Consider the following 25,817-nt stretch of genomic DNA (forward strand, 5'->3'; position numbering starts at 1 on the left):
CCGGACGGCACCCGGTGAAGTACCGGACGCGCACCCTCCGACCTTGAATCTTCTTCACATGCCCAGCCGATACGCGGCTGGACAAGCGGGGGAGAACCAGATTGCGTCGTCGGAAGCTGCAAAAATACGGTCCGGTGCTGGCAGCCCTGCTCGCGATGGCGAGCTCGGTCACGATGGTGCCCGGCAGCGCCGACGCGGCGGCCGGCGAGACGCAGTTCCAGTCGGCGGCCCAGGATCCTCGTATCGGTGGGCGTCTCTACTCCGCTACGAGCCCGTTCAACCAGGCCATCCCGGCCAACCCCGAGCTGGATCCCCGTTCGGCGGACTACGTGCGGCTGCTGAACCGCAGCAAGAAGGAGAAGGGGTTCAACCTCGCGCTCACCGAGTGGACGGTGCCGGCCTACTTCACCAAGCAGACCACGCCGCGGCACGACGTCCAGATCGAGGGCTTCGATGAGGTCCGCCGCACCATGCGCGGCGTCCCCATCCCGGACAACGCCCGCCCCGACCCCGCCGAGGACGCCCACCTCACGGTGATCGACCCGGCCACCCGCTGCGAGTACGACCTCATCGGCGCCAGGAAGACCGCGGCCGGCTGGATCGCCAAGTGGGCCAACGTCACCTCGACGACGGACAGCGGCGTGTACCCGTTCAGCATGTCGACCCGTGCGACCGGATTCGCGCCCCTCGCCGGCATGATCTGGCCCGCCGAGCTGCGCAGCGGCCGCATCGACCACGCGCTCGTCTTCGCCTACCCCTACACCCGCTCCGGCGGACCGGTCGCCCCCGCCACCTCCAGCGACGGCAGGACGACGCTGGCCGCGGCGATGCCGGAAGGCGCCCGAGTCCAGCTCGACCCCAAGCTCGACCTCAACACGCTGGGATTGACGGCCCACGAGCGTACGATCGCCGTCGCCCTGCAGCGTTATGGGATGTACCTGGGCGACACCGGCGGCGCACTCGCGCTCTACGCGGTGAACCCGCAGAGCTTCGCGACCAACCCGTACACAGGGCTGCTGCCGCTGCCCGCCGAACCGTCCATCCTCCTCGGCAAGATCCCGGTGGACCGGTTCCGGGTGTTGAAGACGGGCAAGCAGGTGGCACAGACGCGCTATTCCATCGTGCCGTCGACCTGCGCCCGGATCGACGTCCTCAACTGACGTCGAACATCGCCGCGGCCGATCTCCCCGCCGGGATCGTGCCCGCGGTGACGGTGTGGTTCATCCCTTGACGGTACGAAAGCCACCGTCGCGCCTGCGGTCTCTCCAGACCGAGCAGGACGCGGCGGTGGCTTTCGGTTTCGGCGAGCAGAGTCCAGGACTCCGATCAGCCGGCCATGACTTCAATCTGAGCGCAGGTCGACGGCACGATGGAATAGCGCGTCTGTGCCACCTGCTTGCCCGTCTTCAACACCCGGAACCGGTCGACGGGGATCTTGTCGAGGAAGACATAGGGCTCATCGGGCAGCAGTCCCGCGTACGGGTTGGTGTCGAAGCTCTGCGGGTTCACGGCGTAGAGCGCGAGTGCTCCGCCGGTGTCGCCCAGGTACATCCCATAACGCTGCAGGGCGACGGCGATCGTACGCTCGTGGGCCGTCAGCCCCAGCGATTCGAGGTCGAGTGTGGGGTCGAGCTGGACTCGGGCTCCCTGCGGCATCGCCGCGGCGAGAGCCGTCCTGCCGTCGCTGGAGGTGGCGGGGGCGACCGGTCCGCCGGAGCGGGTGTAGGGGTAGGCGAAGACGAGCGCGTGGTCGATGCGGCCGCTGCGCAGCTCGGCGGGCCAGATCATGCCGGCGAGGGGCGCAAATCCGGTCGCACGGGTCGACATGCCGAACGGATAGATCCCGCTGTCCGCCGTCGAGGTGACGTTGGCCCATTTCGCGGTCCAGCCGGCCGCGGTCTTCTTCGCGCCGATGAGGTCGTACCCGCAGCGGGTGGCCGGGTCGATCACCGTGAGGTGGGCGTCCTCGGCGGGGTCGGGGCGGGCGTTGTCCGGGATGGGGACGCCGCGCATGGTGCGGCGGACCTCATCGAAGCCCTCGATCTGGACGTCGTGCCGCGCCGTGGTCTGCTTGGCGAAGTAGGCCGGCACCGTCCACTCGCTGAGCGCCAGCACGAACCCCTTCTCCTTCTTGCTGCGGTTCAGCAGCCGCACGTAGTCCGCCGAGCGCGGGTCCAGTTGGGGGTTGGCGGGGATGGCCTGGTTGAACGGGCTCGTAGCGGAGTAGAGACGCCCACCGAAACGGGGATCCAGTTTGTCCACGACACTGCTCGGAACGTCGGTCGACTCGTGGAATCTGGCGATCGTCAACATGGCCGACGAGGCCACGAGCAGCGCCGCGATGACCCTGCCGAGTCCAGGTCGCCTGAACGGGGACCCCTTTCGGCCGCTCGGCCACCGGTCGGTCGAGGACCGGGGCTGCGAGGTCGGGGCGGTCCGTTCGTGCTCTGGTGAGGCTGCCTGATCGTCGCGGCCGTCTCGCGGTCGCGTGGTGATGGGCGCTCGCGGGGCGGGCCTTGGCGGCTCCGGCTCTTGGCGGCGCGGATCCTCGATATTCAAGGCGAGAATTCCTACGGGCGACGGGGGCGCAGTGCGCCCGGAGAGAAATTGTCTTCTTATTTGGGGACAGAGAATCCCTGAAGGTCCTGATTATTCCTTTTCGGAGGGCACTCTCGGGGGAAAACCACCCGATCGAGTCCGAGAATCGTGGTTACGGGTGACAGGCGGGTGTGGTCGGTCACAAGCCACCGATCCCGTCACCCGACTCGGCAGGGTCGCCGCCGAATCGTCCGTCACCGCGCCGCCGGGATCTCGTTGGTCAACGGTGACATCGATCGTTCATGAGCAATGCCGAGTCGTCCGTCGGGCGGTGGGGCCGAGAGGCGATCTCCTTAACTGTCGACCCTCGGTCCGCGAAAATTGAGCGAGAAATTCAGATCAGGATTTCGGTGGCCGGAGGGCCCGCCTTCATTGGCGTGAATCCGGGCGGTGAGCTTCTCGCGAGGATCTGAATCCAAAGTGTCACGACCCGCGATCAATTCAGCACCGGAGAAAGCTGGACGAGGCCCGAGGTCCGCACGCAGGAAATAGTCGGGCACGGATGCCGATGCCCGAAGTGCACGATTCAGGCGGGGATTCAGGGCGGCGAGCGACGATCGACCGGTGTCGGGACGTGCGAGACGGAGCCCCCGGGTCGCATCGAGGTGTGACTTCCCGGAGGGTGGCGGCTCGGTTGTGATAATGCCTCCTGACCTGGGCTTTTCCGAAGCCGTGTACTCGTTCGGGCCGGACGGCGCGTCCGCTGACGGCGTCAGGTGCGGCCGGTCCGCCGGTCGGGAGCGTCCTTGGCCGCTCGGCTGATCCCTGCCGAGTGAAATATGTCGGCGCGACAGTAGTGGAGTTGCGCTGATATGCACAATTAATCGAAAGTGTCGACGTCCGGCCCGTGAGTCATTGATCGAGCCATGCCCAAGTATCGGAACCAGGAGTAAGCCGCCTTGCGAGAACGATTCCGTCGCGCACTGGACATGGGCGGCATCGAAATTGCACCCCTCGTCTCGGTTGCCACAATCGGGCTTGCCGTCGTGACCGAGTCACTGACTTGGTATGAGGCTCCGGCCGTCATGGCGGCCCTGTTCGCATCCCATTTGATCATTCGCCGGGGTCGCCCATTCGTCCATTTTCTTCCCTTGGCGAAGCGGCTCGTACCGGCCAGTGGGCCATTGATCGTCCTGGTGATGACGCTGGCCTCGGGCTTCGTCGCCCGACGGGCGAACATGCCGTCGCAGAAGCTCGCGGTGGTCTGTGTGGCCGGCAGCCTGGGGATCGTTCTGCTGTCCTTCTGCCGGTGGCCGAGGCGCAGGGCGGTCCGGGTCGCGCTGTTGGGCAACGCCGAGTTGGTCACGGCGCTGGCTCAGGCGTTGGCCGTTCATCCGTCCGCCGGCCACCTCGTCGGGTACATCGGCGAGCGTTCAGCCGGCCCGCTGCAGAGTCACGATCACCGGCTGGGGCCGGAGAGCGAGCTGGCCGCCATCGTCGAGCGGAACGGGATCGACCTCCTTCTGGTCTCCTCGGAGGAGGTCCGTCGCTCCGCCTTCGCATTACTGGCAGCCAACTGTCTGGACATGAAGGTCCGTGTGATCGAGCTGGTCTCGTTCTGCGAGGAGACGTTCGGGTTGACGGCGCTGGCGGCGATCGAGCCGCGCTGGCTCGAATCGGTGTTGCACCCGAGTTATCAACCGGGGACGCCCCGGAGCAAACGGCTCCTCGACGTGGTCGTCAGTCTGGTGGCGGGCCTCCTTGCCGCGCCTGTACTGATCGTCCTCGCCGTCCTCGTGAAACTGGATGGCGGCCCGGCTCTCTACCGTCAGATCCGGATCGGCGAGCGAGGCCGGCCTTTCGAGATCCTGAAGATGCGTTCCATGCGCTCCACCGGCGGGCACGAGCAGTGGTCGTCCCGTACGGACCCTCGGATCACCTGGATCGGGCGGTTCATGCGCCGCACGCACCTCGACGAGTTGCCGCAGATCGTCAACGTCCTTCGTGGCGACATGAGCATCGTCGGTCCACGACCCGAACAACCGGGCCTGGCCGAACGCTTGCGGTCAGCGATTCCCTACTACGACGTCCGCCATCTCGTACGGCCGGGCCTGACCGGCTGGGCCCAGGTTCGTGGCGGTTACGCGGGATCTGAAGTCGGATCCGCGCTGAAGGTCTGCTACGACCTCTACTACATCAAGCATCGCTCGTTCTCGGTTGACTGCGTGATCCTGCTGGAGACCGTCCGGACCCTGGTCTTCGATCGTCAGTGGCAGAACGTCAGCGCACATCAGGCGCTGGCCCTCCCCGGAGGCCTCGGCGTGCTCTCCAACCAGACGACTCCCTTCCCTCGGACCTAGTCGATTTAGGCATACCCCTGTGATTAATTCCCGGCTCAAGGCCGAACCGAGCACGCAACCAGTGCCGCCGGCGTCGGCGCCGACGCTGGCCGGAACCGTTCGCTACTGGCGGATCGTCGCCGTCGCGGTTGCGGCATGTGTCGCCGCGACGGCTGCCTATGTCTCTGTCATGCCGCCGCAATGGGAGGCTTCCGCGCACATCCTGGTCGCACCTGTCCCGGCGGATGCCGACCTGTCGGAACTGGGCGTCATCAGCGGGTCGGTCGAGCCCGCACGATCGCTGCAGACGGCCGTCGCGCTGCTCGACACCCCGGCTGTCGCCGCTGCCACCGCCGCCAAGCTGGGCGCTCCCTGGAGCGCGGAATCCGTCGATCGAGGCGTCGTTCTCGAGCCGTTGGGACAGAGCTATGTCGTCCAGGTGAAGGCGCAGGCCGATTCGCCCTCCGGCGCAGCCCTCCTGGCCACGACGTTCATGGAGACCGCCCTCGAGACACGGAACTCGGAGATCAAGAAACGGGCGGCCACGCTGCTCGCCCTGCGCACCAAGCCGCCCGCGGGCACTACGCGTAAAGCGGGTGCCGTCACCGGGGAGCGGCTTGAACTGATCATCCGAACCGGCGATCCCTCACTGTCGATGGATCAGCCCGCAAGCCCACCGAGCTCCCCGGTCGGGCTGCCGGCACCGTACAAGATCGCTCTGTCGGCGGTTCTCGGGCTCTGCCTCGGAGTCGCCGCAGCATGGGTCAGAGCGCACGGAACGAGGCCCGACGATGAGAGACGGGCACCGGCGTACGCGCCGCGAGACGATGGCTCGGACAGATGACAGCACCTGTCCGAAGGCTGCCCGCGCAGCTCCACGGCTTGTCGCCGGCTTCCGTCGTGATCTGCTCAGCGGTGGCTCTCGGGACGTTGGTCGGGCTCGATGAGCGGATCGCGGTCGGTGCCCTGGGCGCGGTGGCCCTCGCGGCCTGCTGCTTCCTGAACCCGACCGTGGGCCTGCTGTGCTGGATTCCGGCCGTGTTCGTCTCCGCCAGCGCGGCCGGTGGCGCGCTGTTGAGGGCGGGCTTCGTGCTCTCCGTCGCGGCGTGGGTCCTCGACGCGATCCGGCGCCGGTCGATCATGGACGGACGGATCCGTGAGTTCCGCCGGCTCGTCGCCCTCGTCCTCGCGATGTACCTGTGGTTCGGGGCGACGATGCTGTGGGCGGCCGACCCGGCCGCCGTCCTGCGGGAGTACCGGTGGTGGCCGATCCCGCTGGCGGTCTTCGGCCTGGCGCTGACCCTCATCACCTCCACCAGACGGCTCCTGCTCCTGGCGACCACATTCGTCGCGTCGGCGACGCTTGCCGCCGTGATCGGCATGATCGCCCTGCGTTCGACGGCCTCCGCCTCGGCGGACCCGCTGACCAGCATGGACAACCGTGTCACGGGAGCCGCCGGGGACCCCAACGGGTTGGGTGCCGGGCTCGTCGCCGCGGCGATCCTGGCGTTCGGTCTGGCGTGTGTGGCCCGCCGTGCCTGGGTCCGGTCGACAGTTGCGGCGGCGATCCTGGTGCTGGCGACTGCCGCGGCCGGAACGGCATCACGCATGGTGGTGATCTCGGCCGGCATCGCGTTCATCGCGGCCCTGGTGATCTTCAGGCAGGTCATCGGCCGGGTGCTGGCGGCTTCGGCGTGCGTGGCGGCACCGGCCGCACTGTGGTTCTACAGCTTCCCGCCCGCGTGGCAACGGATGGTCGCCTCCGGCGACGGTGGGTCCGGCCGGGAGGACCTGTGGCGGGCCGCGGTCCAGTTGACCCTGGAGAACCCGATCGTGGGTCTGGGACTGGACAACTTCCAGGTTCACAAGGCGTCCGTCGCGCTGAAGATCGGCGAGGTGCAGAGTGCCTCCGCCGTTGCGGAACGGCCGTACGTGGCCCACAACACCTACCTGCAGCTCTGGGTGGACAGCGGCGTGATCGGCCTCGGGCTGTTCCTCGCGATCATCGTGTCCTGCATCTGGTGTTCGCTGCGTGCCGCTCGCCTCTTCGCCACGGTCGGCCGTCGCGACCTGGCGGCGTTGAGCCGCAGCGTGGCGGTGGCCGTCGTATCGATGCTCGGATCGGCCGCGTTCCTCAACCTGGGGCGGGACTTCAGGTTGTGGATTCTGCTGGCGATCGGACCGATCCTGCTGTCGCTGGCGCGGCTCGAGACACCACGGCAGTCGGGGGAGCAGGCAGAGATGGCACCGGTCACCGGGTCGTGCGCCGCATCATGAAGAACGAGTCGACAGTGCCGAAGGACCGCCGGCCGCCAATGGTGCGCGCGGCGGTTCAGACCTACGGGTCCTACCTCGTCGCTTCTGCGGGTGGGCTGGCCAACGTGGTGCTCACCGCGCGCATGCTGGGCGCGACCGGCCGTGGTGAGGTCGCCTTTCTCACCAGCGTCTCGGGTCTGGTCGCCTTCCTGGCCACGCTGAGCGCCTACGAAGCCATGATCAACATCAGCGGAGCGCGACCGGTGGAACGGCCGGCCCTCGCCGGTGCGGGTGTGGTCCTCGCGGGTGTGCTGGGCGCGCTGGGTGCGGCGGCGGCCTGGGTCGTCCTCTGGATCGTCCCGACCCCGGGTATCCAATTCGCCCACACCGACGTCCTGATCGCGATCAGTGCGATCCCCATATCGATCCTGCAGACCAACTTCCTGAACCTGGCCCGTGCCTCGTACGACCTCGCGATGGCCAGCCTCGGATGGATCAGCGCACCGCTCACCACCCTGATCCTCAACGTGGGCTTCGCCGCTGCGGACGGCCTGACGATCCGGGTCGCCGTCATGAACTGGGTCCTCGGTCTCGCCGTCTCCGCGGGGCTGGTCGTCGTCCAGGTCGGCCGGTCGTCCGGATTCGCCGTACCCTCGGCACCCCTCCTCCGGCAGATCCTCGGGTTCGGGCTTCGCAGTCACGTCGGCGGCGTCATGCTGACCGGCGCCTACCGTCTGGACACCTGGATCCTCGGCGCGTACGGCGGCGCTCGCGAGCTCGGCACCTACAGCGTCGCCGTGGCATGGTTCGACGCCATCGTCCACCTGTCCCGGGCGGTGAGCGTGACCTTCCGGCCGGACCTGTTGCGGGCCTCGGCCGAGGATGCCGGCCGTCAGTCCGCGCGCATCTTCCGCGTCTGCGTCGTCCTGGTGCTGGTCCTCGTCGGTGGAACCGTGCTGGCCGCCCCGTTCCTCTGTGTCACCATCTTCGGCCCGGAGTTCTCGGACTCCGTGCTCGACCTTCGGATCCTGGCCTTCGGCGCCTTCGGGCTGATGGCGTTGAACATCTTCGGTACGGCACTGGTGGCCCAGCAGAAGCCGGTCCTCGAGTCGATCGCCCACGGTGTCGGCTTCGCGGTCGCGATCGCCCTGTACCTGGTGATGATCCCGCCGTTCGGAGCGACGGGCGCGGCCTTCGCGTCCGCGATGTCGTATCTGATCTGCGGCTTCGTCGCATTGGTCCTCGTCCATCGGACCCTCGGCCTGCAGTACCGCTCGCTCCTGCCGCGCCTGTCCGACACCTCGCAAGTGACGCGGTTGTTGCCTCGGTGGAAAGGCTGACATGACCCAGAGCAGTGACGCGCCCGCGGTATCGGTGCTGGTACCCGTTCTCAACGAGGCGTCCCACATCGAGACCACCCTGGCGATGATGTGTGACCAGCAGGTGCCCGGTGGACTGGAGATCCTGGTCATCGACGGGGGCTCCACCGACGGGAGCCGGGAGATCGTCGAAGCCGTCCTCGCGCGGGAGCCTCGGATCCGGCTCCTGGACAATCCGGCACAGCAGATCCCGGCGGCGCTCAACATCGGCTTGAGGGCGGCACGGGGTGGCTACATCGCGCGAATGGATGCGCACACGCTGTATCCGGCGGGCTACCTGGCCGCCGGGTTGGCCCGCCTCGAAGCCGGGGACGTCGCATGGGCCAGTGGACCGGCTCTCGCGGCCGGCGACGGCCGATGGTCCAGGCGGGTGGCCATGGCCCTGAGCACGCCGATGGGCATCGGCGGCGCCACCTTCCGGCGCCTCGGCCCGGAGACGTACGTGGACACCGGGTTCACCGGCATCCTGCGCCGGAGCACCCTCGAGAGCCTCGACGGGTGGGACGAGGGCTGGCCGGTCAACGAGGACGGCGAGCTCGCGGCGCGTGTGCGGGCGGCCGGCGGCCGTATCGTGTGCCTCCCCGCGATGGCCGCGACATACACCCCGCGGAACAGCCTGCCCGCCCTCGCCCGCCAGTACTGGCGCTACGGGCAGTACCGGGTCAAGACCAGCCGTCGCCACCCCACGAGCATGCGACGGTCACATGTCCTGCCGCCGGCGTTCTCGATCGTCACCGCCCTGGCGTTCCTGCCCGGCCCCTACGGCTGGCTGCCGCGGGCCGGGCTCGCGGTGTGGATCGCGGCCGCGGTCACGATCGCCGGCCGCGAACTGAGTCGCGGCCGGCGTCCGGTCGACAGTGCCCTGCTGCCCGTGGTCTTCGCCGTCATGCACCTGGCCTGGGGCGCCGGCTTCCTCGTCGGTTGCGCCCGGTTCGGCCCGCCCGCCGGGGCTCTCGCGCACCTGGTCCGAACGGCGACGAGTCGCAGCTCCGCAAACGCGGGTGAGGCCACCGGGACCGGCCCGCGAGTGAGTGCTCGCGGGTGATCACGGAAGTCAGCGGGGCATCAGGCCGGCCTTGAGGCGGTCGCGGACCGGCGCCACCGCCGGAAGCGCGCGCGGGGACCCCAGAAGACCTCGGAGCTCATGTCCGGCTCGAAGATGTCGCGGATGAGGGCGTAGCACTGCTGTCGCCGGCGCTCCGGGAGTCCGGGCACGGCGCCGACGACCGGGAACATCGCCTTGACTCCCCACGATGACGGAGACCGGCGCCAGTTCGACGGTCGCTGCGCGAACAGGTGATGCCGGCGAGTGCGTAGCTGGGTGCTCAACGACTTGATGCGGCCGAGGCTCTCCCGGTACATCCGTGGGGTGGCGTGCTGCCGGTAGAGCAGGGTCACTGCGGGTACGTGGGCGCCCCGTGCGCCGACCTCGGCGAGCTTCATCCAGAGGTCCCAGTCCTCGAACCCGGAGCCCATGTCCCAGCCGCCCACCGACGTGAGGGTGCTACGCCGGATCAGGGAGGTGCCGGTCACCTCGTTGACGTACGTGATCCGCCACGGGTCCAGGCTGCGTGCGGCCGGCACGCGACCGCTGAAGGCGTCGAAGCAGTAGTAGTCACCCCAGGCGAGGTCCGTCTCCGGTTGCGCGTCCAGGATGTCCGCGAGGCGCTTCACCGCCCCCGGCGCGAGCCGGTCGTCGGCGTCGAGCGGCTGGATGTATCGCGCACTCGTATGCCGGACACCGGTCATCCGCGCCGCGGACAGCCCCTGGTTCTGCTGGGTGACGACTCGCACGCCGGACTCCCGCAGATCCGCCAGAACACCGAGCGTGCGCGCATCGGTCGAGCCGTCGTCCACGACGACGGTCTCGCACTCCTCCTGCTCCCGCACGGACCCGAGGGTCTCGTGAAGGAAATGGCCGTCGTTGTAGCACGGGATGACTACCGCGACCCGGGGTTCTGCATCTGTTCCGGTGCTCATACCTCAGCCCTCTGTTGGGTTCCGGCCTTGAGGAAGGCGGCCGCCGAGGCGGAGGTCGCTTCCAGGGTCCGCGTTTCCGCGAGTTCCCGCCCCCGCTGCACCATCGCTGACAGGCGGGCGCTGTCCTCGACCAGTCCGTCGATCGACTCGGCCAGCGCCGTCGCGTCCCTCGAGGGCACCAGGACGCCGGCCCGGCCGTCGTCCAGGACCACGCCGACCCCTCCGACGTCGGTCGCCACGATCGGGACGGCGTTCGCCTGCGCCTCGACGAGAGCCTGTGGCAGGCCCTCGGTGACCGAGGTGAGAACGAACAGATCCGCGCGACGGTAGTACGCCATCAGTTCCCGGCCGATCGGCACGAACCCCGGAAGGGAGACGATGTCCTCGATACCGAGCTCGGCCGTCCTCTCGCGGACCGCCGACCGCAACTCGCCGTCTCCCACCCAGGTGAGCCGGAACCGGTCCGGGCGCCGTGAGTGCAGCAGCGCGAGCGCGTCGAGCAGCAGCATCGGATTCTTCTCCGGCGCCAGCCGCCCGACGGCCAAGAGCTCGATCGGGCCGGTCAGCTCACGCCGCGGGCCGGCCGGCATGAGGTCGCGGTGCCGGACGAGTGAGACGCTCATCGGATACAGGCCGGTCCTCGGTCCTCCGTAGGCCTTCTCGATGCCGGCGCCGACGACCGTGGTGGGGAGCCTGCGCGACAGCAGCCGCCAGGATGCGTCCATCAGCCTCAACGCGACCCCGAGCCCGATGCGACGGGCTCCCGGCTTCATCCGGCTGGCGAAATAGGCGAGGGTCTCCTGCCGGACGCCGAGTGTCACCCTCCGGCGCCGGACCGCCGCCAGCGCGACGAGCAGGAGCCCGAAGGGATGGGGCCCGAAGACCCAGACGTGATCGACATCGTCGAGATGTCGCCACATCGCACGGACGGTCGCTACGGCGTTGCCCGCCAGGGCGCTGGGCGACACCGCTGGATAGTAGGGAAGACCGGCGACCGCGGGGCTGCCGGGCAGGGGGAAATCGGCGCCCGCTGCACTGGACTGCCGCGCGAATATCGTCAGGCCGGGGAAACCGGATCCGACCTCGCAGACGAAGGTCAGGAATGCCAGGCTGGCCGCGTTGGTCCGAACGGTGGGAATCCCGTCCCCGTGGCTGATGTCGACCACTGTGTCAACGTAGACGCCGAGCCGTTCCCGGCCCGCGACCACGTGATCAGTCTTCTCGCTCACGGTCGATTCGCTATCCAAGAGTGTCCTCGCGATTAATGGGCGAACTCAACAGGAAGATCCCTTCGGCCGGTCGAGGTGCGATGGGAGCCGTTCACGACCGATCGACATCACCGTCGTATAACGAGGTTTCGGTGAATCCGGTGGCGGAGAGAACCGGGGTCCGGCCGATTCACCACAGCGGGTTAAGCCGATCGTCCGATGCCGGGCCCGATACCGGTCACCGAAACGAGATGGATGCTCACTTCGAGGTGTTCGGTGGCATCGATTCAGCAGATCGTGGCGGGAATTCTGAGCGCTCGCCTCGCTCGCCGGAAGGAACGGTTGCCTCTGCTACGGTCGTTTCCATGGCTACTGCAAGCGGCGGAACGGTCCGAAGTATTCAGGTCCTGCGCGCCATAGCTGCGACTGCGGTCGTCTATTTTCATTGCAACCCGCCGGGCGGTGGATATGGATTCCCGCAAACGGGTGCGTGGGGTGTCGACATCTTCTTCGTCATCAGCGGCTTCATCATCGCCCGTACGGCCTTTAAAAGGCCGGAGGGATTCATGCGGAGCCGCATCATCAGAGTGGTGCCGATCTACCTGGTCGCCACTGTACTGACGGCGGTCGCGGTCGCGGCCTTTCCCCACCGGATCAACAGCACCGAGGTCTCCCCGGACGGACTGCTGAAATCGGCTCTCTTCATCCCCTATGAGATGGCGACGAGGCCCGGGCCGATTCTCGAGGCCGGCTGGACACTGAGCTACGAGATGTTCTTCTACGTGGTGGTGGCGCTCGCGTTGCTGGCCACCGGGAGCGCGAAGCGCGGTCTCACCGTCGCGGCGGTGCTGCTCTTCCTGCTGGTGCTGAGCGGATGGGTCTCACCGTCCGGGTGGTACCTCGTCCGCTTCTACCAGAGCAGCCTGTTCCTGGAGTTCCTGTCCGGAATCCTGCTCTGGGCGGCTTACGAGAGGTCTCGTGTAAATCAAGGAGTCTTCGCGGGAGGCCGGACGTCGGGCGCTGTCACGGGCGTCATCATGATCGCCGTGGGCTTCACTCTGCTGGTGGCCGCGGACACGTGGGATCTCTTCTCTGCCGGATTTGACGAACGATTCGTCCAGTACGGCGTCCCATCCGTTCTCGTGGTCGTAGGGGGCCTGCTGACCGAGCCCGCCCTGTCAGCCGGCCGGTGGATGAGACTGCTGGTGGAATTGGGCGACGCCAGCTACGCCCTCTACCTTTTCCATCCCTTTGTCATCCTGTTCCTTTCCAGGATCGCATTCGACAGCGTTCTGCCCGGAGCCGGGCTCGGTCTCCGAGTGGTGATGCTGCTTCTGGCGATAGTGCTGGCCCTCGTGGCGAGCGTTGTGGTGAACCGGTGCGTCGACGGCCCGATTCAGACCCGGCTCCGCCGGCGACTGCTCGGATCCACGTCTTCCGGAAAAGTGATGTCCCGGGTCTAGGGCCGAAACCGGTCGGCCGGGGAGATTATCGCGTCGGTCCGGCCGCCATGGCGACGAGGACGCCGGGGTGGACGGCGCCCGCATGACGTGGGCTCAACGCCTCTTCTTTGTGGCCGGTGACCCGTCTGCGGCGGCTGATCGGATTAGCTCTCTCCGGTGAATTACCGCGCCACACGCGGCTTGGTTGAATCGTCCGCCACCGGCCCTCCCGGGCTCTGTTGTACAACGTTGACATCGATCGTTCGTATGTGATGCCCGGCCGCCCTCGGGCGGTGGGCCCGGGAGGAAGCCTCCTCAATCGACAATCCCCGCACCGCCGGCCCGGGAGCGTAAGGGCCGGGCGACCCGCCGTGCAATTGAATAGCGTCAGACTTCGATCTCAATAATTGGGCGAGATTTAAAGATGAGAATTCTTGTGACCGGCGGAGCCGGCTTCATCGGTGCGAATCTGTGCAGCGAGCTCGTCGGGAGGCCCGACGTCGAGAGCGTCACGGTTCTCGACGACTTCAGCACGGGGGTCGCCGCCAACATCGAGTCGCTTCCGGTCGAGGTGATCAGAGGCTCGATCCTCGATCGCGACACGGTGTGGGACCTGGTCGAACGCAGCGACTCGATCGTTCACCTGGCGGCCCAGCCGTCCGTACCCCTCTCGATCATGGATCCGCTGTCGAGCCATGAGGTCAACGTGAACGGCACGGTGGGGATTCTGGACGCCTGCCGGACCTTCCAGAAGGCACTCGTCTTCGCCTCGTCGTCGGCCGTGTACGGGCAGACGCGGAAGCTGCCCATCAGCGAGGACGACGCCACCGCGCCGGCCAGCCCCTACGCGGCCAACAAGCTCGCGGCCGAGGCGTACACGCTGGCGTATGCATCGACGTACCGTTTCCCGGCGGTCGCGTTCAGGTTCTTCAACGTCTACGGCCCGCTCCAGTCGCCGGACCATCCGTATGCGGCAGTCGTTCCCTCCTTCATCGACGCGGCGCTCCGTGGCCGGCCTCTCGTCATCCACGGTGACGGTGCCCAGTCCCGGGACTTCACCTATGTCGGATCCCTGGTGTCGGTCCTCGCGGACACGGCCCTGAAGGGCGTGTCGTGTCCGTCGCCCGTCAACCTGGCCTTCGGCACGCGCACGACGATCGTCGACCTGGCCAAGAGGATCGAGCTGCTCAGCGGCCGGTCGATCGACATCCAGTTCGCCCGGACCCGGCCCGGCGATGTGCGGGACTCGCAGGCGGACAACAACCGGTTGCGGACGTTGATGCCCGAAGCGTGCGACTCGGATCTGGATCTCGGGCTTCAGACGACGATCGACTGGTTCAAGGCCGCCGAAGAGGGAGTGGAGTTGTCCGGCAGCGGATGCCTCTGACCGCCGGCGTCATCGCATAGCCGCCCGCCGGGCGCGTCGCCTCGGCGGCCGGATGCCCGCCCCGCCCCGCCCACCCGCGCGCCCGGCCGGCCGGGCAGAGTCGATCACCTATATGGACATCCGGCGCTCGGCTCTGCTGAAACTGCCAGGGCGTTCATCTATGCTGCGGCCCATGTGACGGATCGACATCGGTCTAGTTGCCTGTCATCGCCATGGGGGCTTGTGTGATCAGATCTCTGCTCGTTCGGCTGGGTGGCGTGGTCGCTGCCGGGCTGCTGATGGCCGGAGCGGCAGCGGCTCCCGCGGCGGCCGCCGCGGGAGCCGGAAACGTCGACGGTGTCTTCACCGACCACACGGGGGCGCCGATCGCCGACGCCTGGGTGGTGCTCTGGGGCGCCGAGGACGGGTCGTATCTCGACGGGGCCGGCACCGACGCCGAAGGGCGCTACAGCTTGACGGGTGTGCCGGAGGGCCCGGTGAAGCTGTCGTTCCAGACCGAGTCGCTGATCCAGTGGGCCCCGGGGCGCTCAGTCAGGACGCGGGCGAGACCTACCAGGTTCCGGCCGGCGGGACGCTCACCGTCGACGAGCGGCGACGGGCCACCGGGGTCGTCGAGGGCGTGCTCACCGGCTCCGGCGGCGCGCCGGCCGCCTGGGTGCAGGTGGATGCCCGCAACCTCGCCGACGACTCGCACGCCTCCACCTACACCGATGACGCCGGACGGTATCGGATCACGGTCTGGGCGGGTGATCACCACGTCGGGTTCGGGCCGGACGCGGCCAGGCAGTGGGCGCCGCGGGCGGTCGATGAGAACGACGCCGACACGATAGTCGTGGCCGCGGGTGCGACCGTCGAGGTCTCCGAGACGCTGTTGCCCACCGGGACGTTCCGGGGGCGGCTCACCGCTGTCGACGGCAGTCCGCTGGTCTGGATCGAGGTCCTCCTCTACGCCGGAGACCGGCGGATCCACGGTGGCTACACCGACGACGCCGGAGACTACTCGTTCCCGGTCCTTCCCGGTGACTACGTCCTGGGTTTCCAGGCCGACCCCAACGGGGCCGAGCAGTACGTCCCCGGGGCGGTCGACCGGGCCAAGGCCAAGGTGCACACCGTCGCCGCCGGGCAGACCGTCGTCGCTGACGACTCGGTGCTGAAGCCGGCCTCCGTGTCGGGGCGGCTGGTCGGTGCGGACGGCGCCGCGAAGGCCGACTTCCAGGTCTTCGTCACGTCCACCGACGACGAGCACGGCTACGGGGCCACCACGGGGGCCGACGGCCGCTGGCGGGTCGACGACGTGTTCCCGAGCGACTACCGGGTCTCGTTCGCCAATCCGTCCGGCACCCGCACCCAGTGGGCCCACGGCGAGAACAACTCCGGTGACGCCGCGGTGATCACCGTCGACGGCGGGGCGGACGTCGTGGTGGACGACACGTGGCTCACCGGCGCGACGCTCGCCGTCCGGGCGGTCGACGAGGTCACCGGCGCTCCGGCCACCGACTTCTGCGTGCAGGTCGAGGCGGCCGGCGGGTTCGACCAGGGCTGCGCGGTCGGCGGGGTGGCCACGGTGGCCGATCTGACGCCGGGAGCGGGCCTGGTCGACGTCGTGCCGGGCGAGTCCACCTACTTCCTGCGTGACCGGGACAACCCGGTGACGCTCGTCGCCGGGGAGACCGCCACGGTCACGGTGCCGCTGGCCAAGGGCGGCAAGGTGTCGTTCAACGCCACCGACCGCGCCACCGGCCGGGCGGTCGGTGAGACCTGCTTCGTCCTGACGGCGATCGGTCGCGGCGGGCTCCCGGACGGGTACGGCGACTGCACCGAGTCGCAGGGCACGTCGATCAGCGCCGCGCTCGCGCCCGGGACCTACGAGGCCTTCGCCGTCGCCCCGGGCGGCTACGGACACCAGTGGATCGGGCGGTCCGGCGGCACCGGCGATCAGAAGGCGGCGGCCCGGATCGTGGTCCAGGCCGACCTGACGGCGACGGCGCCGGCGGTGCGCCTCGACCGGGCCGGATCGATCACCGGCGTGGTCAAGGGGGCGGACGGCGCTCCGATCGAGGACGCCGACGTCTCGTTCACCGCCTGGGGCTTCGGGCCCGGTCCCATCCACAGCGTCAACACCGACGCCCAGGGGCGGTACACGATCGGGAAGCTCGGGCCGTACTCGTGGCCGCTGTCGTTCACCGCGTCCGGTCACCCGCGCCAGTGGTCCGGCAACGTCGGCGACCGTTTCAAGGCGGTGGCGATTCCGGTCACCTCGGACGGCGCGGCGACCTACGACATCGAGCTGGCACGCGGCTCCACACTGACCGGCAAGGTCACCATCCCGGCCGGATTGCCGGCCGACGGCTGGCGGCTCACCGTGATCAACGCGGTCACCGGTGACCAGATGGCCGATTTCGACAGCTACGGCCAGGGCCCCGGCGGGACGTACCGCATGCCGGTGATCGGCGGTCAGCCGGTCAAGATCAGTTGGTTGGCCACCGGCGAGGGAGACACCATCAAGACCGGGTGGTACGACCACGCGACCGGCCGGGACGACGCGAAGCGGGTGAGCATCCCGGCGTCCGGCACGAAGCGCGTCAACGTGACGCTCGGCTGACGCCGCGACAGGATCGGAGACGCCCCGGGCTCGGTGACGAGCCCGGGGCGTTCGCGTCTCAGTAGGAGCCGGCGCTCTGGAAGTGGTTCCAGGCTCCGCAGGGGGAGTCGTAGCGGCCCTTGATGTAGCCGAGACCCCAGGTGATCTGGGTGGCCGGGCTGATGCGCCAGTCGTCGGCCACCGAGCCCATCTTGGACCCGGGGTACGCCTGGGGGATCCCGTAGGCGCCGGAGCTGCGGTTGGTGGCCTTGTAGTTCCAGCCGCTCTCGTGATCCCACAGCTTGTTCAGGCAGGAGAACTCGTCGAAGTCGAAGCCCGCCTTGATCATCAGCGCGCAGCCGATCTCACGGCTGCCGTTGAAGCTCTTGCAGGAGGCCGGGATCGTGCCGGTGTAGGGCACCGGGCCGGTCAGGGCGGCCCGGTCGGCCGCCGCCTTCTTCTCGGCGGTGTCCCTCTTCTGTGCGGCGTCGAGTTTGCGGGCGTCCGCCGCGGCGGTCCTGGCCATGGTCGAGGCCTTCTGGGCGGCGGTGCGCTCCGACTCGGCCCGGGCCGCCCGGTCCGCGGCATGTTTCGCCTCGCGCTGCACCGTGGCCTGCTCGGCGGCGAGCACCGCCTGCCGGGCGTCGGCGGCCGACTGATCGCGGGCGTCGCTCTGCTGCGCCAGGTGGAAGCCGCCGGCCGCGCCGGCCAGCAGCAGCGTCACCGACGCGACGCGCGCGCCGACGGCCTGGAAACGTTGCGGTCGAGTCACCGGGGGTCCCTTCGACAGCCGTGGATCGTCCTCGGGGAGTACGACGGTCCACCGGCAGATCGTTGTGCAGTGAAGTGGGTCGGATCATACGCGTGGGGCCGGTGGGCGAGAGGGCCCGGCGGTGGGACGGACTGGCGTGACCCACGCCACCAATACATACTTGTCGATGCTTTCGTGTCGGGGGCGAGGTGGAGATCGGGCAGCCTCCGTGCTGAAGCGTCCCCGTCCCCACGATCCCCGCAAGGAATCCCCCATGAGATCGAAAGTGAAGGCCCTGCTGGCCGCCATCGGCATGCTGGTGGCGACCGCGGTGGCCGCCGTCGCCCTGCCACAACCGGCCTCCGCGGCCGCGCTGACCGAGGTCACCGGCTTCGGGGCCAACCCCAGCAACCTGCGGATGTACCTCTACGTCCCGGACAACCTGGCGCCCCGGCCGGGTCTGCTCGTGGCCGTCCACTACTGCACCGGCACCGGGCCGGCCTTCTACAGCGGATCCCAGTTCGCGTCGCTGGCCGACCGGTACGGCTACATCGTCGTCTACCCGTCGGTGACCCGGAGCAGCCAGTGCTTCGACGTCGCCTCCCCGCAGGCGCTGACCCGCGGTGGCGGCAGCGACCCGGTCGGCATCAAGTCGATGATCGACTACGTGCGGGCCCGCTACCCGGTCGACGCCGACATGATCGTGGCCACCGGCGTCTCCAGCGGAGCGATGATGACCAACGTGCTGCTGGGGCTCTACCCCGACGTGTTCAGCGCGGGATCGGCCTTCGCCGGGGTGCCGTTCGGCTGCTTCGCCACCACCAACGGCTCCGAGTGGAACAGCGACTGCGCCAACGGCCTGGTCACGAAGACCCCGCAGCAGTGGGGCGATCTGGTCCGCAACGCCTACCCCGGGTACACCGGCCGCCGGCCGCGCATGCAGACCTGGCACGGCACCAACGACGAGGTGCTGCGCTACCCCAACTTCGGTGAGCAGATCGACCAGTGGACCAACGTCCACGGCCTCACCCAGACGCCGTCGTTCACCGACACCCCGCAGAGCGGATACACCCGGACCCGGTACGGCGGAACCGGCGACACCGCCCCGGTCGAGGCGATCAGCCTGAACGGGGTCAGCCACAACCTCCCGGTCGACGCCGCCGCGGCCGTGCACTTCCTCGGGCTCGACACCACCACGCCGTCACCGTCGTCGCCCGGCCCGTCCTCGCCCGGCCCGTCGTCACCGGCCCCCACCGGCGGTTGCCGGGTGGGCTACACCGTCAACTCGTGGAGCACCGGCTTCACCGCGTCGGTCACCGTCACCAACACCGGCACGGCCACCGTCAACGGCTGGACGCTCCGGTTCACCCTGCCGGCCGGGCAGACCGTGACCAACTCCTGGAACGCGACGGTCAGCCCGTCCAGTGGGGCCGTCGCCGCCACCAACGTGTCCTACAACGGCACGCTCACCGCCGGCGCGTCACAGACCTTCGGCTTCCAGGCCACCCACACCGGCGGCGCCACGAAACCCACTGCCTTCACCCTCAACGGCGCCGCCTGCGCCGTAGCCTGACGAGCTCTCGGGGATGAGACCGGGTTCCCCACCTCGGCCTCATCCCCGAAACGGCGCGCGTAGCTCGTACCCCTAAGGAAGGTCGAAAGGCAGTTTGATGCCCGCCAGGGCATCCTTGCAGGGGCAGGAACGCTCGGCCGGGAGCTTGGCCACCGCATCGAGGAGCACCCCGCGCAGGCGGGCCGTATTGTCGGCGAAGACCGAGAAGACCTCCTCCTGAGTCACGCCGTGGTCGCCCTCGACGCCCGCGTCCAGGTCGGTGACCAGGGCGATCGCCGTGTAACAGAGAGCCAGCTCGCGGGCCAGGACCGCTTCCGGGTGACCGGTCATGTTCACGATCGTGCCACCGATCGAGGTGAACCAGCGCGACTCGGCGCGGGTCGAGAAGCGTGGCCCCTCGACCACGACCATCGTCCCGCCGTCGACGGCGCTCACCCGCTCGGCGGAATCCAGCACCGTGGCACGTCCGACCGGACAGTACGGATCGGCGAACGACACGTGCACCGCGCCGGAGTCGTAGAACGTCTGCTCACGGCCGCTGGTGCGGTCGATCAGCTGGTCAGGCACCACGAACGTGCCCGGCCCGAGCTCGGGGCGCAGGCCGCCGACCGCGCAGGGCGCGACGATCTGCCGGACGCCGAGCGAGCGCAGCGCCCACAGATTGGCCCGATAGGGAATCCTGTGCGGGGGAAACCGGTGGTCACGGCCGTGCCGGGGCAGGAACGCCACCCGGCGCCCACCCACCTCGGCCACGGTGATCCGGTCCGACGGCGAACCGTACGGGGTGTCGACCTCGAGTTCGGTGGCGTTGTCGAGGAGCGCATACAGCCCCGATCCGCCGATGACGCCGATCTCTGCTGCCGTAGGTGGCGGGTTCATGTCCAGACCTTATCCATGGCCGGAATCGCAAGCTAATGTGCGAGTCATGGCTACATCGAGCGGACGGCGGTAATCAGGTGTTCGGTGAGCAGCAGCGGATCGGAGGCCGGTCGGTGGAGTCGATGACCGGTCAGCTGCTCGTCGCCACGCCCACCCTCAAGGACCCCAACTTCGACCGGACGGTCGTGCTGCTGGTGGCCCACGAGACGGGCGGCGCGCTGGGGGTCGTGCTGAACCGCGCGACCGAGGTCCCGGTGGCCGAGGTCCTCGGCAACTGGGGCGAGCTCGCCGGTGACCCCGCGGTCCTCTTCGAGGGCGGCCCGGTGCAGCCCGAGTCGGCGATCTGCCTGGCCCGGACGAAACCCGAGGTCAAGAAGCGGCTGTCCGGTTTCCATCCGGTCAGCGGCGCGCTCGGCACCCTCGACCTCTCGGCCGACCCGGAGCGGATGCGGGAGAGCGTCGCCGGCATCCGCGTCTTTGCCGGCTACTCGGGCTGGTCGGCCGGTCAGCTGGAGGAGGAGATCGCGTCCGGCTCCTGGTTCGTCTTCGACGCCCTGCCCGGAGACCCGTTCGTGGAGCGCCCGGATGACCTCTGGGCGATGGTCCTGCGGCGACAGGGCGACATCCTCGCAGCGGTCGCCCACTTCCCGCCGGATGTCTCCCTCAACTGAGGGGGGTGCCTCAAGAAGGCCCGGAGAGGTGTGTAGTATTTCCAGCGTGCCCGGGGGAAACGCCGGGGCGAATTAGTAGTAAATGCAGGACAGCATGGGGCTGTGGCGCAGCTGGTAGCGCACCACACTGGCAGTGTGGGGGTCAGGGGTTCGAGTCCCCTCAGCTCCACGAGTGCGATGGGCGATCTGTGTTCGCGGAAAGCGCGAACCGGGTCGCCCTCGTCGTTTCTACTCCGGGGGCCGAGCCCCCGGAAACCCCGCATCACGATGGGTGCGGCAGGTGAGCCCGTCCAGGTAGGACCTCAGGGCTGACGCGATTTCCGCGCGGACTGCGCGCTGTCGGATACCGCGCGCCGTCGGATGCCGCGCTCTGTCGGAGACCGCGCTGTCGGATCCGCGCTCTGTCGGATGCCGCGCGCCGTCAAGTGCCGCGCGGCGTTAAGGGGCCCGTGCCGCTACGGGGGGAACGGCACGGGCCGGACGTAACGATAACCGTCGTTTCGGACGAATGCGAGGGTTTGACGGCGATCCATAGGAATCGCACAGGAAAACCGTCTTGTCAGGACGGTCGCCCGCCCAGGTGGCGCTCGCTGATGAGGGTCTGCAGCCGGCTCACCAGCTCGCGCGGGGCCAGCGGCTTCGTCAGGTAGCCGTCGGCGCCCGCCTCCATGCCGGCGTCGACGTCGTAGGTGTGGCTGTTGCCGGAGACCATCAGGATCGCCATGTCGCGGGTCGCCGGGGTGTTGCGGGCCAGCCGGCACAGCTCCATGCCGTTCATGGCGGGCATCATGACATCGGTGATCATGCCGACCGGCTTGGCCACGGTCAGGATGCGGGCCGCGGCGTTGCCGTCCTTCGCGCCGAGTGCGCGGTAGCCGGCCGCCTCCAGTGTCACGGAAAGGACGTCACGTATGTCGTTGTCGTCGTCCGCGATCAGGATCAGGTTCTGGTTCATCGGGGGTTCCTCTCTACGCGTCTCCTCACCGTTCGGCGGGCCCTTCGTGGCCGGGAGTGCCGTCCGGTTGCGAACCGGGAGCGACGAAAGCCCCTGTTCATGCTGAACAGGGGCTTTCCGGCAGTACGGGTCAGGACTTGACGGAGGCGGTCTCGGTCGCGGTGATGAAGGCCTTGAGGGAGAGCGAGAGCACCGGCTTGGGCGGGGTCATGGTGAGCTTGACGTTGTCGATCAGCAGGGCCCGCGGCTGCTCGGTCTGCAGGTGCTTCACCAGCCGCATGGTGTTGTCGACCGGGCCCTCGATCTTGAGCGTGATCGGCAGCTCGGTCACCGTGGCGACGATCGACGACGTCTCCTCGCCGGTCGCCGCGTATCCGGTGACCTCGACCCCGTACTCGAGGCCGAGGCTCTGCAGCTGCTTCAGGAACTCCGGGATCTTGTTGGTGGTGTTGTGGAACGGCAGGGCCTGCTGAGCGGTGAGCAGGTCGGCCTTGTACTCGGTGATCTTCTTGAGCTCGGTCTTGAGCTCGGCGAGCCGCTTCTGCTCCTTGATCAGCTGAGTCTCGGTCTCGGCGGTGTCGGCCTGCACGCTGTCCCGGGCCGTGTACTGCGGCTTGATCATCATGAACCAGCCGCCGGTCACGAGCAGGATGATGAGGGCCAGGCCGCCGAAGAGCCAGATCTGATCGACGCGTCGGGTGGTCATCACTTACCTCCGCTCGGGCAGTCGTCGGTGAAGCGGCCGCAGAGGGCCTTGTCGGTGATGGTCACGGAGAGGCTGAAGAGGTAGCCCTCCGGGCCGGTGCCGGCCCCTTCCCTCTTGTTGACGCTGGTGACGAAGGGGTTCGTCACGTGCTTGAGGGTGCCCAGCTTGTTGACGTAGTCGGCGACGACCTTCTTGCTCTGGGCCGAGCCCGAGATGGTCAGCGTGCCGGCTTCCGACGTGTCGGTGGCCGTGGCGTCCTCCGCGGCGAGCCCACCGGTGATCTCACTGAGGGTCACGTTCTCGGCCCGGGCCTCGTCCCGGATCAGGTTGATCAGGTTGGTCCAGGAGAGGTCCCTGGCCTGGATCGTGGCCAGCTCCTTGTTCAGGACCTCGCCGCCGTCCTGGTAGTCGACCAGCGCCTTGAGCTCGTCCGTCTTCTGCGCCGCCCGGGTGGTGGTCAGTGTCTGGAACATCTCCTCGTACGCCTCGTCGGCGGCCACCTTCTCCTCGCCGGCCTGCCAGTACCAGGCGCCGAGAGCGGCCACCACGAGCAGCACGAGGATGGCGATCAGGGTACGTACGCGCCGGGCCCGCCGGCCGTCCCGGATCTCCGGGGGCAGCAGGTCGGCGCGGATCGAGAGCACCCGGGCCGCCTGCTGTGGCGAGACCGAGGGGTCCACGGGCATCAGTGCGGTGGACATCAGGCCGCTCCGAGGGTGAGGCCGATCGACACCGCAGCCGACGGCACGAAACTGTCGAACCCACGCTCCCGGGCCTTGCGCGTGTCACGCAGGCGGGCCGCGTTGTCGGCGTACATCACCGCGACGCCGAGCTGCTCCTGCAGGTGCTCGGCGAGGCCGGGCATGAGCGCGCTGCCGCCGCAGAGCGAGATCCGGGTGACCTGCTTCTGGCGCTCGCCGGAGGCCAGGTAGGTGAACGAGCTGCGCAGCTCGCTGGAGAGCGGGCGCACCGCGTCGATCAGGGCGGCCGCCGTGTCCGGGTTGCCGTCGCCGTGCAGGCCGTACCGGCACTTGAGAGCCTCGGCCTCGGCGGTCGGCAGGCCCAGCCGGGTAGCGATGTTCTCGGTGACCTCCGAGCCACCGCGCGGCAGGGTACGGACGAACAGCGGCTCGCCGTCCGCGTGCACCACGACGCTGGTGATGTTGGCGCCGATGTCCACGATCGCCTCGACCTGGGCGTCCAGCCGGGAGGCCGAGCGCAGCATGGCGAACGACGCGAGGTCGACGCCGACCACTTTGAGGCCGGCCTTCTGCACCGCCTGCACGAGGGTGAGCACCGCGTCCTTGGGCATGGCGATCAGCAGGCCGCGTACGGTCGGGTTGTCGCCGGGCTGCTCGAGCGGGTAGAAGTCCAGCAGTGAGCGCTCGACCGCGAGGGGAAGCTGCTCCTTGACCTGGAACGGCAGCGCCTGGCGCATCTGGCTCTGCGGCAGGTTGGCGACCGACGTCTCGCGGACCACGAGCTGCGGGTTGGTGACCGCGAGGGTGACCTTCTTACTGCCGAACCTGGACGCCGCCCAGAGTTGCTTGAGCGCCGCGGTGACGGTGCCCGGGTCCTGCACCACGCCGGCCGCGACGGTGCCCGGCTCCAGTGGGAACTGGCCGAAGTTGATCAGCGTGTAGTCGTCCTTGTTGCGGCGCACTTCCACGGCCCGGATGGAGGACGAGCCGATGTCGAGCCCGATCGGCGTAGAGCCAGCCATCGGTGTTCCTTCCTTCTCAGTAGTTCTCCGGCGGGATGTTCAGGCGGTGGGGACGAGCAGGTTCGTGTACCAGCCGGCGACCGGGGCCGCGGCGAAGACCGCGAGGAAGGCGCCGGCCAGCATGTACGGGCCGAACGGGATGCGGCTCTTGCGGGAGGCCAGCCTCAGCGCGATCAGCAGGCCGCCGACCACGCCACCGAGCATGAACCCGGCGAGGGCGCCGACCGCGACCGCGCCCCAGCCGAGCCAGCCGAGGTAGAAGCCGAGCAGCGGGGCCAGTTTCACGTCGCCGCCGCCCATGCCCCAGACGGCGAGCACGCGGTAGGCCACGTACAGCAGGACGGCGGCGAGACTGCCGCGGAGCAGGGCGCCCGGGTCTCCGGCCGCGATCGAGACCGGGGTGAGCAGGGCGATCGCCACGCCGTACGACGGCAGGACGATCTTGTCGGGCAGTCGCATGACGTCCAGGTCGATCATCGTGAGAGCGACCGCGACGGCGGCGAGGTAGAGGTAGGCGGGCAGTTCCCAGGACCAGCCGAAGCGGGCCGCGACCGCCACGAACAGGGCCGCGGTGCCGGCTTCGACGAGCGGGTAACGGGCGCTGATCCGGTTGCCGCAGTCGGCGCACCGGCCGCGGAGCATCAGCCAGCCGAGCACCGGGACGTTGTGCCGGGCCCGGACCGGGTTGCCGCACTGCGGGCAGTGCGATCCCGGGTGGACCAGCGACTCGTCGCGGGGCACCCGGTGGATGACGACATTGAGGAACGAGCCGATCGCGAGCCCGAGCAGAGCCACGATGCCGAACAGCGGGGTCTCGGGCATGGCGCTCCTCCTCGGGCTCGTGAGCGGTGGGGTCCGGGTGACGCCGGTCGCGGCGCCACCCGGGGGCGGTACGTCAGGCGCAGGTGGTGATGTTCAGGGTGTCCGCGGCCTGCTGGACCGAGCCGCCCTTCTCGCTGTCGTACAGGTACTTCTTGCCACTGCCACCACCGTTGGTCGCACAGAGCTTGTAGGTGCCGGCGGCGGTGCCCGCGACGTACGACAGCTGGGTCTTGTCCGACAGGGTGATGACCTGCTTGCCGGTGGCCGACAGCTTGAGGGAGGTCTTGGTGCCGTCCGAATTGTCCTCGGTCAGCGGGCCGGTCGGGTACTTGTTGCCGTTCTCGGTGTAGAACTGCTCCACCGCGCTGATCGCGCCGCGCACGTCGGACTGCGCCGACTTGTCGGCCGCGCCCTGACGGTAGTTCAGGTAGACCGGGACGGCGATCGCGACCAGCACGCCGATGATGACCACGACGACCAGGAGCTCGATGAGGGTGAAGCCCTCGTCGTTCTTCTTGCCGGCACGGAGACGGGCGATGACATCCTGCATTGGGGGTGTCCTCCATGACATGGGGGTAAGCGGGGAAGGGTGCACCGGGCCGGGGAGCCCGGGGGTGACGACCAGCC

22 protein-coding genes and 1 tRNA gene are annotated in these 25,817 nt (G+C 68.8%); 12 read left to right on the forward strand and 11 right to left on the reverse strand.

The window, feature by feature from the left end; genetic code table 11:
• Window positions 1-101 precede the first annotated feature (101 nt).
• Complete coding sequence (locus tag ACQPZW_RS04470) at window positions 102-1,160, forward strand: hypothetical protein (RefSeq protein WP_433793559.1); 1,059 nt, start codon at window positions 102-104, stop codon at window positions 1,158-1,160.
• 166 nt (window positions 1,161-1,326) lie between these two features.
• Here the strand turns inward: ACQPZW_RS04470 and ACQPZW_RS04475 are convergent, their stop codons facing one another.
• Window positions 1,327-2,313, reverse strand: coding sequence for a hypothetical protein (locus ACQPZW_RS04475; protein ID WP_433793560.1), 987 nt, complete (start codon window positions 2,311-2,313; stop codon window positions 1,327-1,329).
• Window positions 2,314-3,527: 1,214 nt separating this feature from the next.
• Here ACQPZW_RS04475 and ACQPZW_RS04480 point away from each other — a divergent pair.
• The 5 genes from ACQPZW_RS04480 to ACQPZW_RS04500 are packed head-to-tail and all read left to right on the forward strand — an operon-like array spanning window position 3,528 to window position 9,557.
• Window positions 3,528-4,898, forward strand: coding sequence for an exopolysaccharide biosynthesis polyprenyl glycosylphosphotransferase (locus ACQPZW_RS04480; protein ID WP_433793561.1), 1,371 nt, complete (start codon window positions 3,528-3,530; stop codon window positions 4,896-4,898).
• Between the two features lie 19 nt (window positions 4,899-4,917).
• A complete protein-coding gene (locus tag ACQPZW_RS04485; protein ID WP_433793562.1) occupies window positions 4,918-5,721 on the forward strand; it encodes a Wzz/FepE/Etk N-terminal domain-containing protein in 804 nt (267 codons plus the stop codon).
• A 56-nt stretch (window positions 5,722-5,777) separates the two neighbouring features.
• Window positions 5,778-7,154 (forward strand): O-antigen ligase family protein, encoded by a 1,377-nt coding sequence (locus ACQPZW_RS04490; RefSeq protein ID WP_433793563.1) that lies wholly within the window; start codon window positions 5,778-5,780, stop codon window positions 7,152-7,154.
• Window positions 7,155-7,192: 38 nt separating this feature from the next.
• Window positions 7,193-8,473 (forward strand): lipopolysaccharide biosynthesis protein, encoded by a 1,281-nt coding sequence (locus ACQPZW_RS04495; RefSeq protein ID WP_433793564.1) that lies wholly within the window; start codon window positions 7,193-7,195, stop codon window positions 8,471-8,473.
• A gap of 1 nt (window position 8,474) precedes the next feature.
• A complete protein-coding gene (locus ACQPZW_RS04500; protein ID WP_433793565.1) occupies window positions 8,475-9,557 on the forward strand; it encodes a glycosyltransferase family 2 protein in 1,083 nt (360 codons plus the stop codon).
• A gap of 20 nt (window positions 9,558-9,577) precedes the next feature.
• Here ACQPZW_RS04500 and ACQPZW_RS04505 read toward each other — a convergent pair whose 3' ends face one another.
• Window positions 9,578-10,402 (reverse strand): glycosyltransferase family 2 protein, encoded by an 825-nt coding sequence (locus tag ACQPZW_RS04505; protein ID WP_433793566.1) that lies wholly within the window; start codon window positions 10,400-10,402, stop codon window positions 9,578-9,580.
• A gap of 86 nt (window positions 10,403-10,488) precedes the next feature.
• On the reverse strand, window positions 10,489-11,721 hold the full coding sequence (locus tag ACQPZW_RS04510; protein WP_433793567.1) for a glycosyltransferase: 1,233 nt from the start codon (window positions 11,719-11,721) through the stop codon (window positions 10,489-10,491).
• 344 nt (window positions 11,722-12,065) lie between these two features.
• Between ACQPZW_RS04510 and ACQPZW_RS04515 the strand changes: the two genes are divergently transcribed.
• The 3 genes from ACQPZW_RS04515 to ACQPZW_RS04525 all read left to right on the forward strand — a co-directional run bounded on the left by ACQPZW_RS04515 (window position 12,066) and on the right by ACQPZW_RS04525 (window position 17,131).
• Complete coding sequence (locus ACQPZW_RS04515; RefSeq protein ID WP_433793568.1) at window positions 12,066-13,163, forward strand: acyltransferase family protein; 1,098 nt, start codon at window positions 12,066-12,068, stop codon at window positions 13,161-13,163.
• Between the two features lie 403 nt (window positions 13,164-13,566).
• Window positions 13,567-14,529, forward strand: coding sequence for an NAD-dependent epimerase/dehydratase family protein (locus tag ACQPZW_RS04520; RefSeq protein WP_433793569.1), 963 nt, complete (start codon window positions 13,567-13,569; stop codon window positions 14,527-14,529).
• 511 nt (window positions 14,530-15,040) lie between these two features.
• Entirely contained in the window at window positions 15,041-17,131 is a 2,091-nt protein-coding gene (locus ACQPZW_RS04525; RefSeq protein WP_433793570.1) for a carboxypeptidase-like regulatory domain-containing protein, read from the forward strand.
• Between the two features lie 58 nt (window positions 17,132-17,189).
• On the opposite strand, the gene ACQPZW_RS04530 is transcribed toward ACQPZW_RS04525, so the two are convergent.
• Window positions 17,190-17,882, reverse strand: a complete 693-nt coding sequence (locus ACQPZW_RS04530; protein ID WP_433793571.1) for a lytic transglycosylase domain-containing protein — start codon at window positions 17,880-17,882, stop codon at window positions 17,190-17,192.
• 253 nt (window positions 17,883-18,135) lie between these two features.
• On the opposite strand from ACQPZW_RS04530, the gene ACQPZW_RS04535 reads away from it, so the two are divergent.
• Window positions 18,136-19,434: an extracellular catalytic domain type 1 short-chain-length polyhydroxyalkanoate depolymerase gene (locus tag ACQPZW_RS04535; RefSeq protein WP_433793572.1), complete on the forward strand. Its 1,299-nt coding sequence runs from the start codon at window positions 18,136-18,138 to the stop codon at window positions 19,432-19,434.
• A gap of 72 nt (window positions 19,435-19,506) precedes the next feature.
• Here ACQPZW_RS04535 and ACQPZW_RS04540 read toward each other — a convergent pair whose 3' ends face one another.
• Window positions 19,507-20,313 (reverse strand): S-methyl-5'-thioadenosine phosphorylase, encoded by an 807-nt coding sequence (locus ACQPZW_RS04540; RefSeq protein ID WP_433793573.1) that lies wholly within the window; start codon window positions 20,311-20,313, stop codon window positions 19,507-19,509.
• A 122-nt stretch (window positions 20,314-20,435) separates the two neighbouring features.
• Here ACQPZW_RS04540 and ACQPZW_RS04545 point away from each other — a divergent pair, with 122 nt between their 5' ends.
• Together ACQPZW_RS04545 and ACQPZW_RS04550 are read left to right on the forward strand one after the other, a co-directional pair.
• The gene (locus ACQPZW_RS04545) at window positions 20,436-20,984 is read left to right on the forward strand and encodes a YqgE/AlgH family protein (RefSeq protein ID WP_433797421.1); all 549 of its coding nucleotides are present in this window, start codon (window positions 20,436-20,438) and stop codon (window positions 20,982-20,984) included.
• A gap of 96 nt (window positions 20,985-21,080) precedes the next feature.
• Window positions 21,081-21,153 (forward strand) — tRNA-Ala (locus ACQPZW_RS04550).
• Window positions 21,154-21,543: 390 nt separating this feature from the next.
• On the opposite strand, the gene ACQPZW_RS04555 is transcribed toward ACQPZW_RS04550, so the two are convergent.
• The 6 genes from ACQPZW_RS04555 to ACQPZW_RS04580 all read right to left on the reverse strand — a co-directional run bounded on the left by ACQPZW_RS04555 (window position 21,544) and on the right by ACQPZW_RS04580 (window position 25,740).
• Window positions 21,544-21,939 carry a response regulator gene (locus ACQPZW_RS04555; protein WP_433793574.1) on the reverse strand — a complete coding sequence of 132 codons (396 nt, stop codon included), beginning with the start codon at window positions 21,937-21,939 and terminating at the stop codon, window positions 21,544-21,546.
• Window positions 21,940-22,069: 130 nt separating this feature from the next.
• The gene (pilO, locus tag ACQPZW_RS04560; RefSeq protein ID WP_433793575.1) at window positions 22,070-22,645 is read right to left on the reverse strand and encodes a type 4a pilus biogenesis protein PilO; all 576 of its coding nucleotides are present in this window, start codon (window positions 22,643-22,645) and stop codon (window positions 22,070-22,072) included.
• Window positions 22,645-23,346 carry a PilN domain-containing protein gene (locus ACQPZW_RS04565; protein WP_433793576.1) on the reverse strand — a complete coding sequence of 234 codons (702 nt, stop codon included), beginning with the start codon at window positions 23,344-23,346 and terminating at the stop codon, window positions 22,645-22,647. The genes pilO and ACQPZW_RS04565 overlap by 1 nt, the downstream gene beginning before the upstream one ends.
• A complete protein-coding gene (gene pilM / locus ACQPZW_RS04570; RefSeq protein WP_433793577.1) occupies window positions 23,346-24,368 on the reverse strand; it encodes a type IV pilus assembly protein PilM in 1,023 nt (340 codons plus the stop codon). Before pilM ends, ACQPZW_RS04565 begins: the two co-directional genes overlap by 1 nt.
• 39 nt (window positions 24,369-24,407) lie before the next feature.
• Window positions 24,408-25,190 carry a prepilin peptidase gene (locus ACQPZW_RS04575; protein WP_433793578.1) on the reverse strand — a complete coding sequence of 261 codons (783 nt, stop codon included), beginning with the start codon at window positions 25,188-25,190 and terminating at the stop codon, window positions 24,408-24,410.
• A 73-nt stretch (window positions 25,191-25,263) separates the two neighbouring features.
• Window positions 25,264-25,740, reverse strand: a complete 477-nt coding sequence (locus ACQPZW_RS04580; protein ID WP_433793579.1) for a type II secretion system protein — start codon at window positions 25,738-25,740, stop codon at window positions 25,264-25,266.
• Window positions 25,741-25,817: the final 77 nt, after the last annotated feature.

Source organism: Actinoplanes sp. CA-252034, from assembly GCF_050956125.1.
In the GTDB taxonomy this organism is placed as follows: Bacteria; Actinomycetota; Actinomycetes; order Mycobacteriales; family Micromonosporaceae; genus Actinoplanes.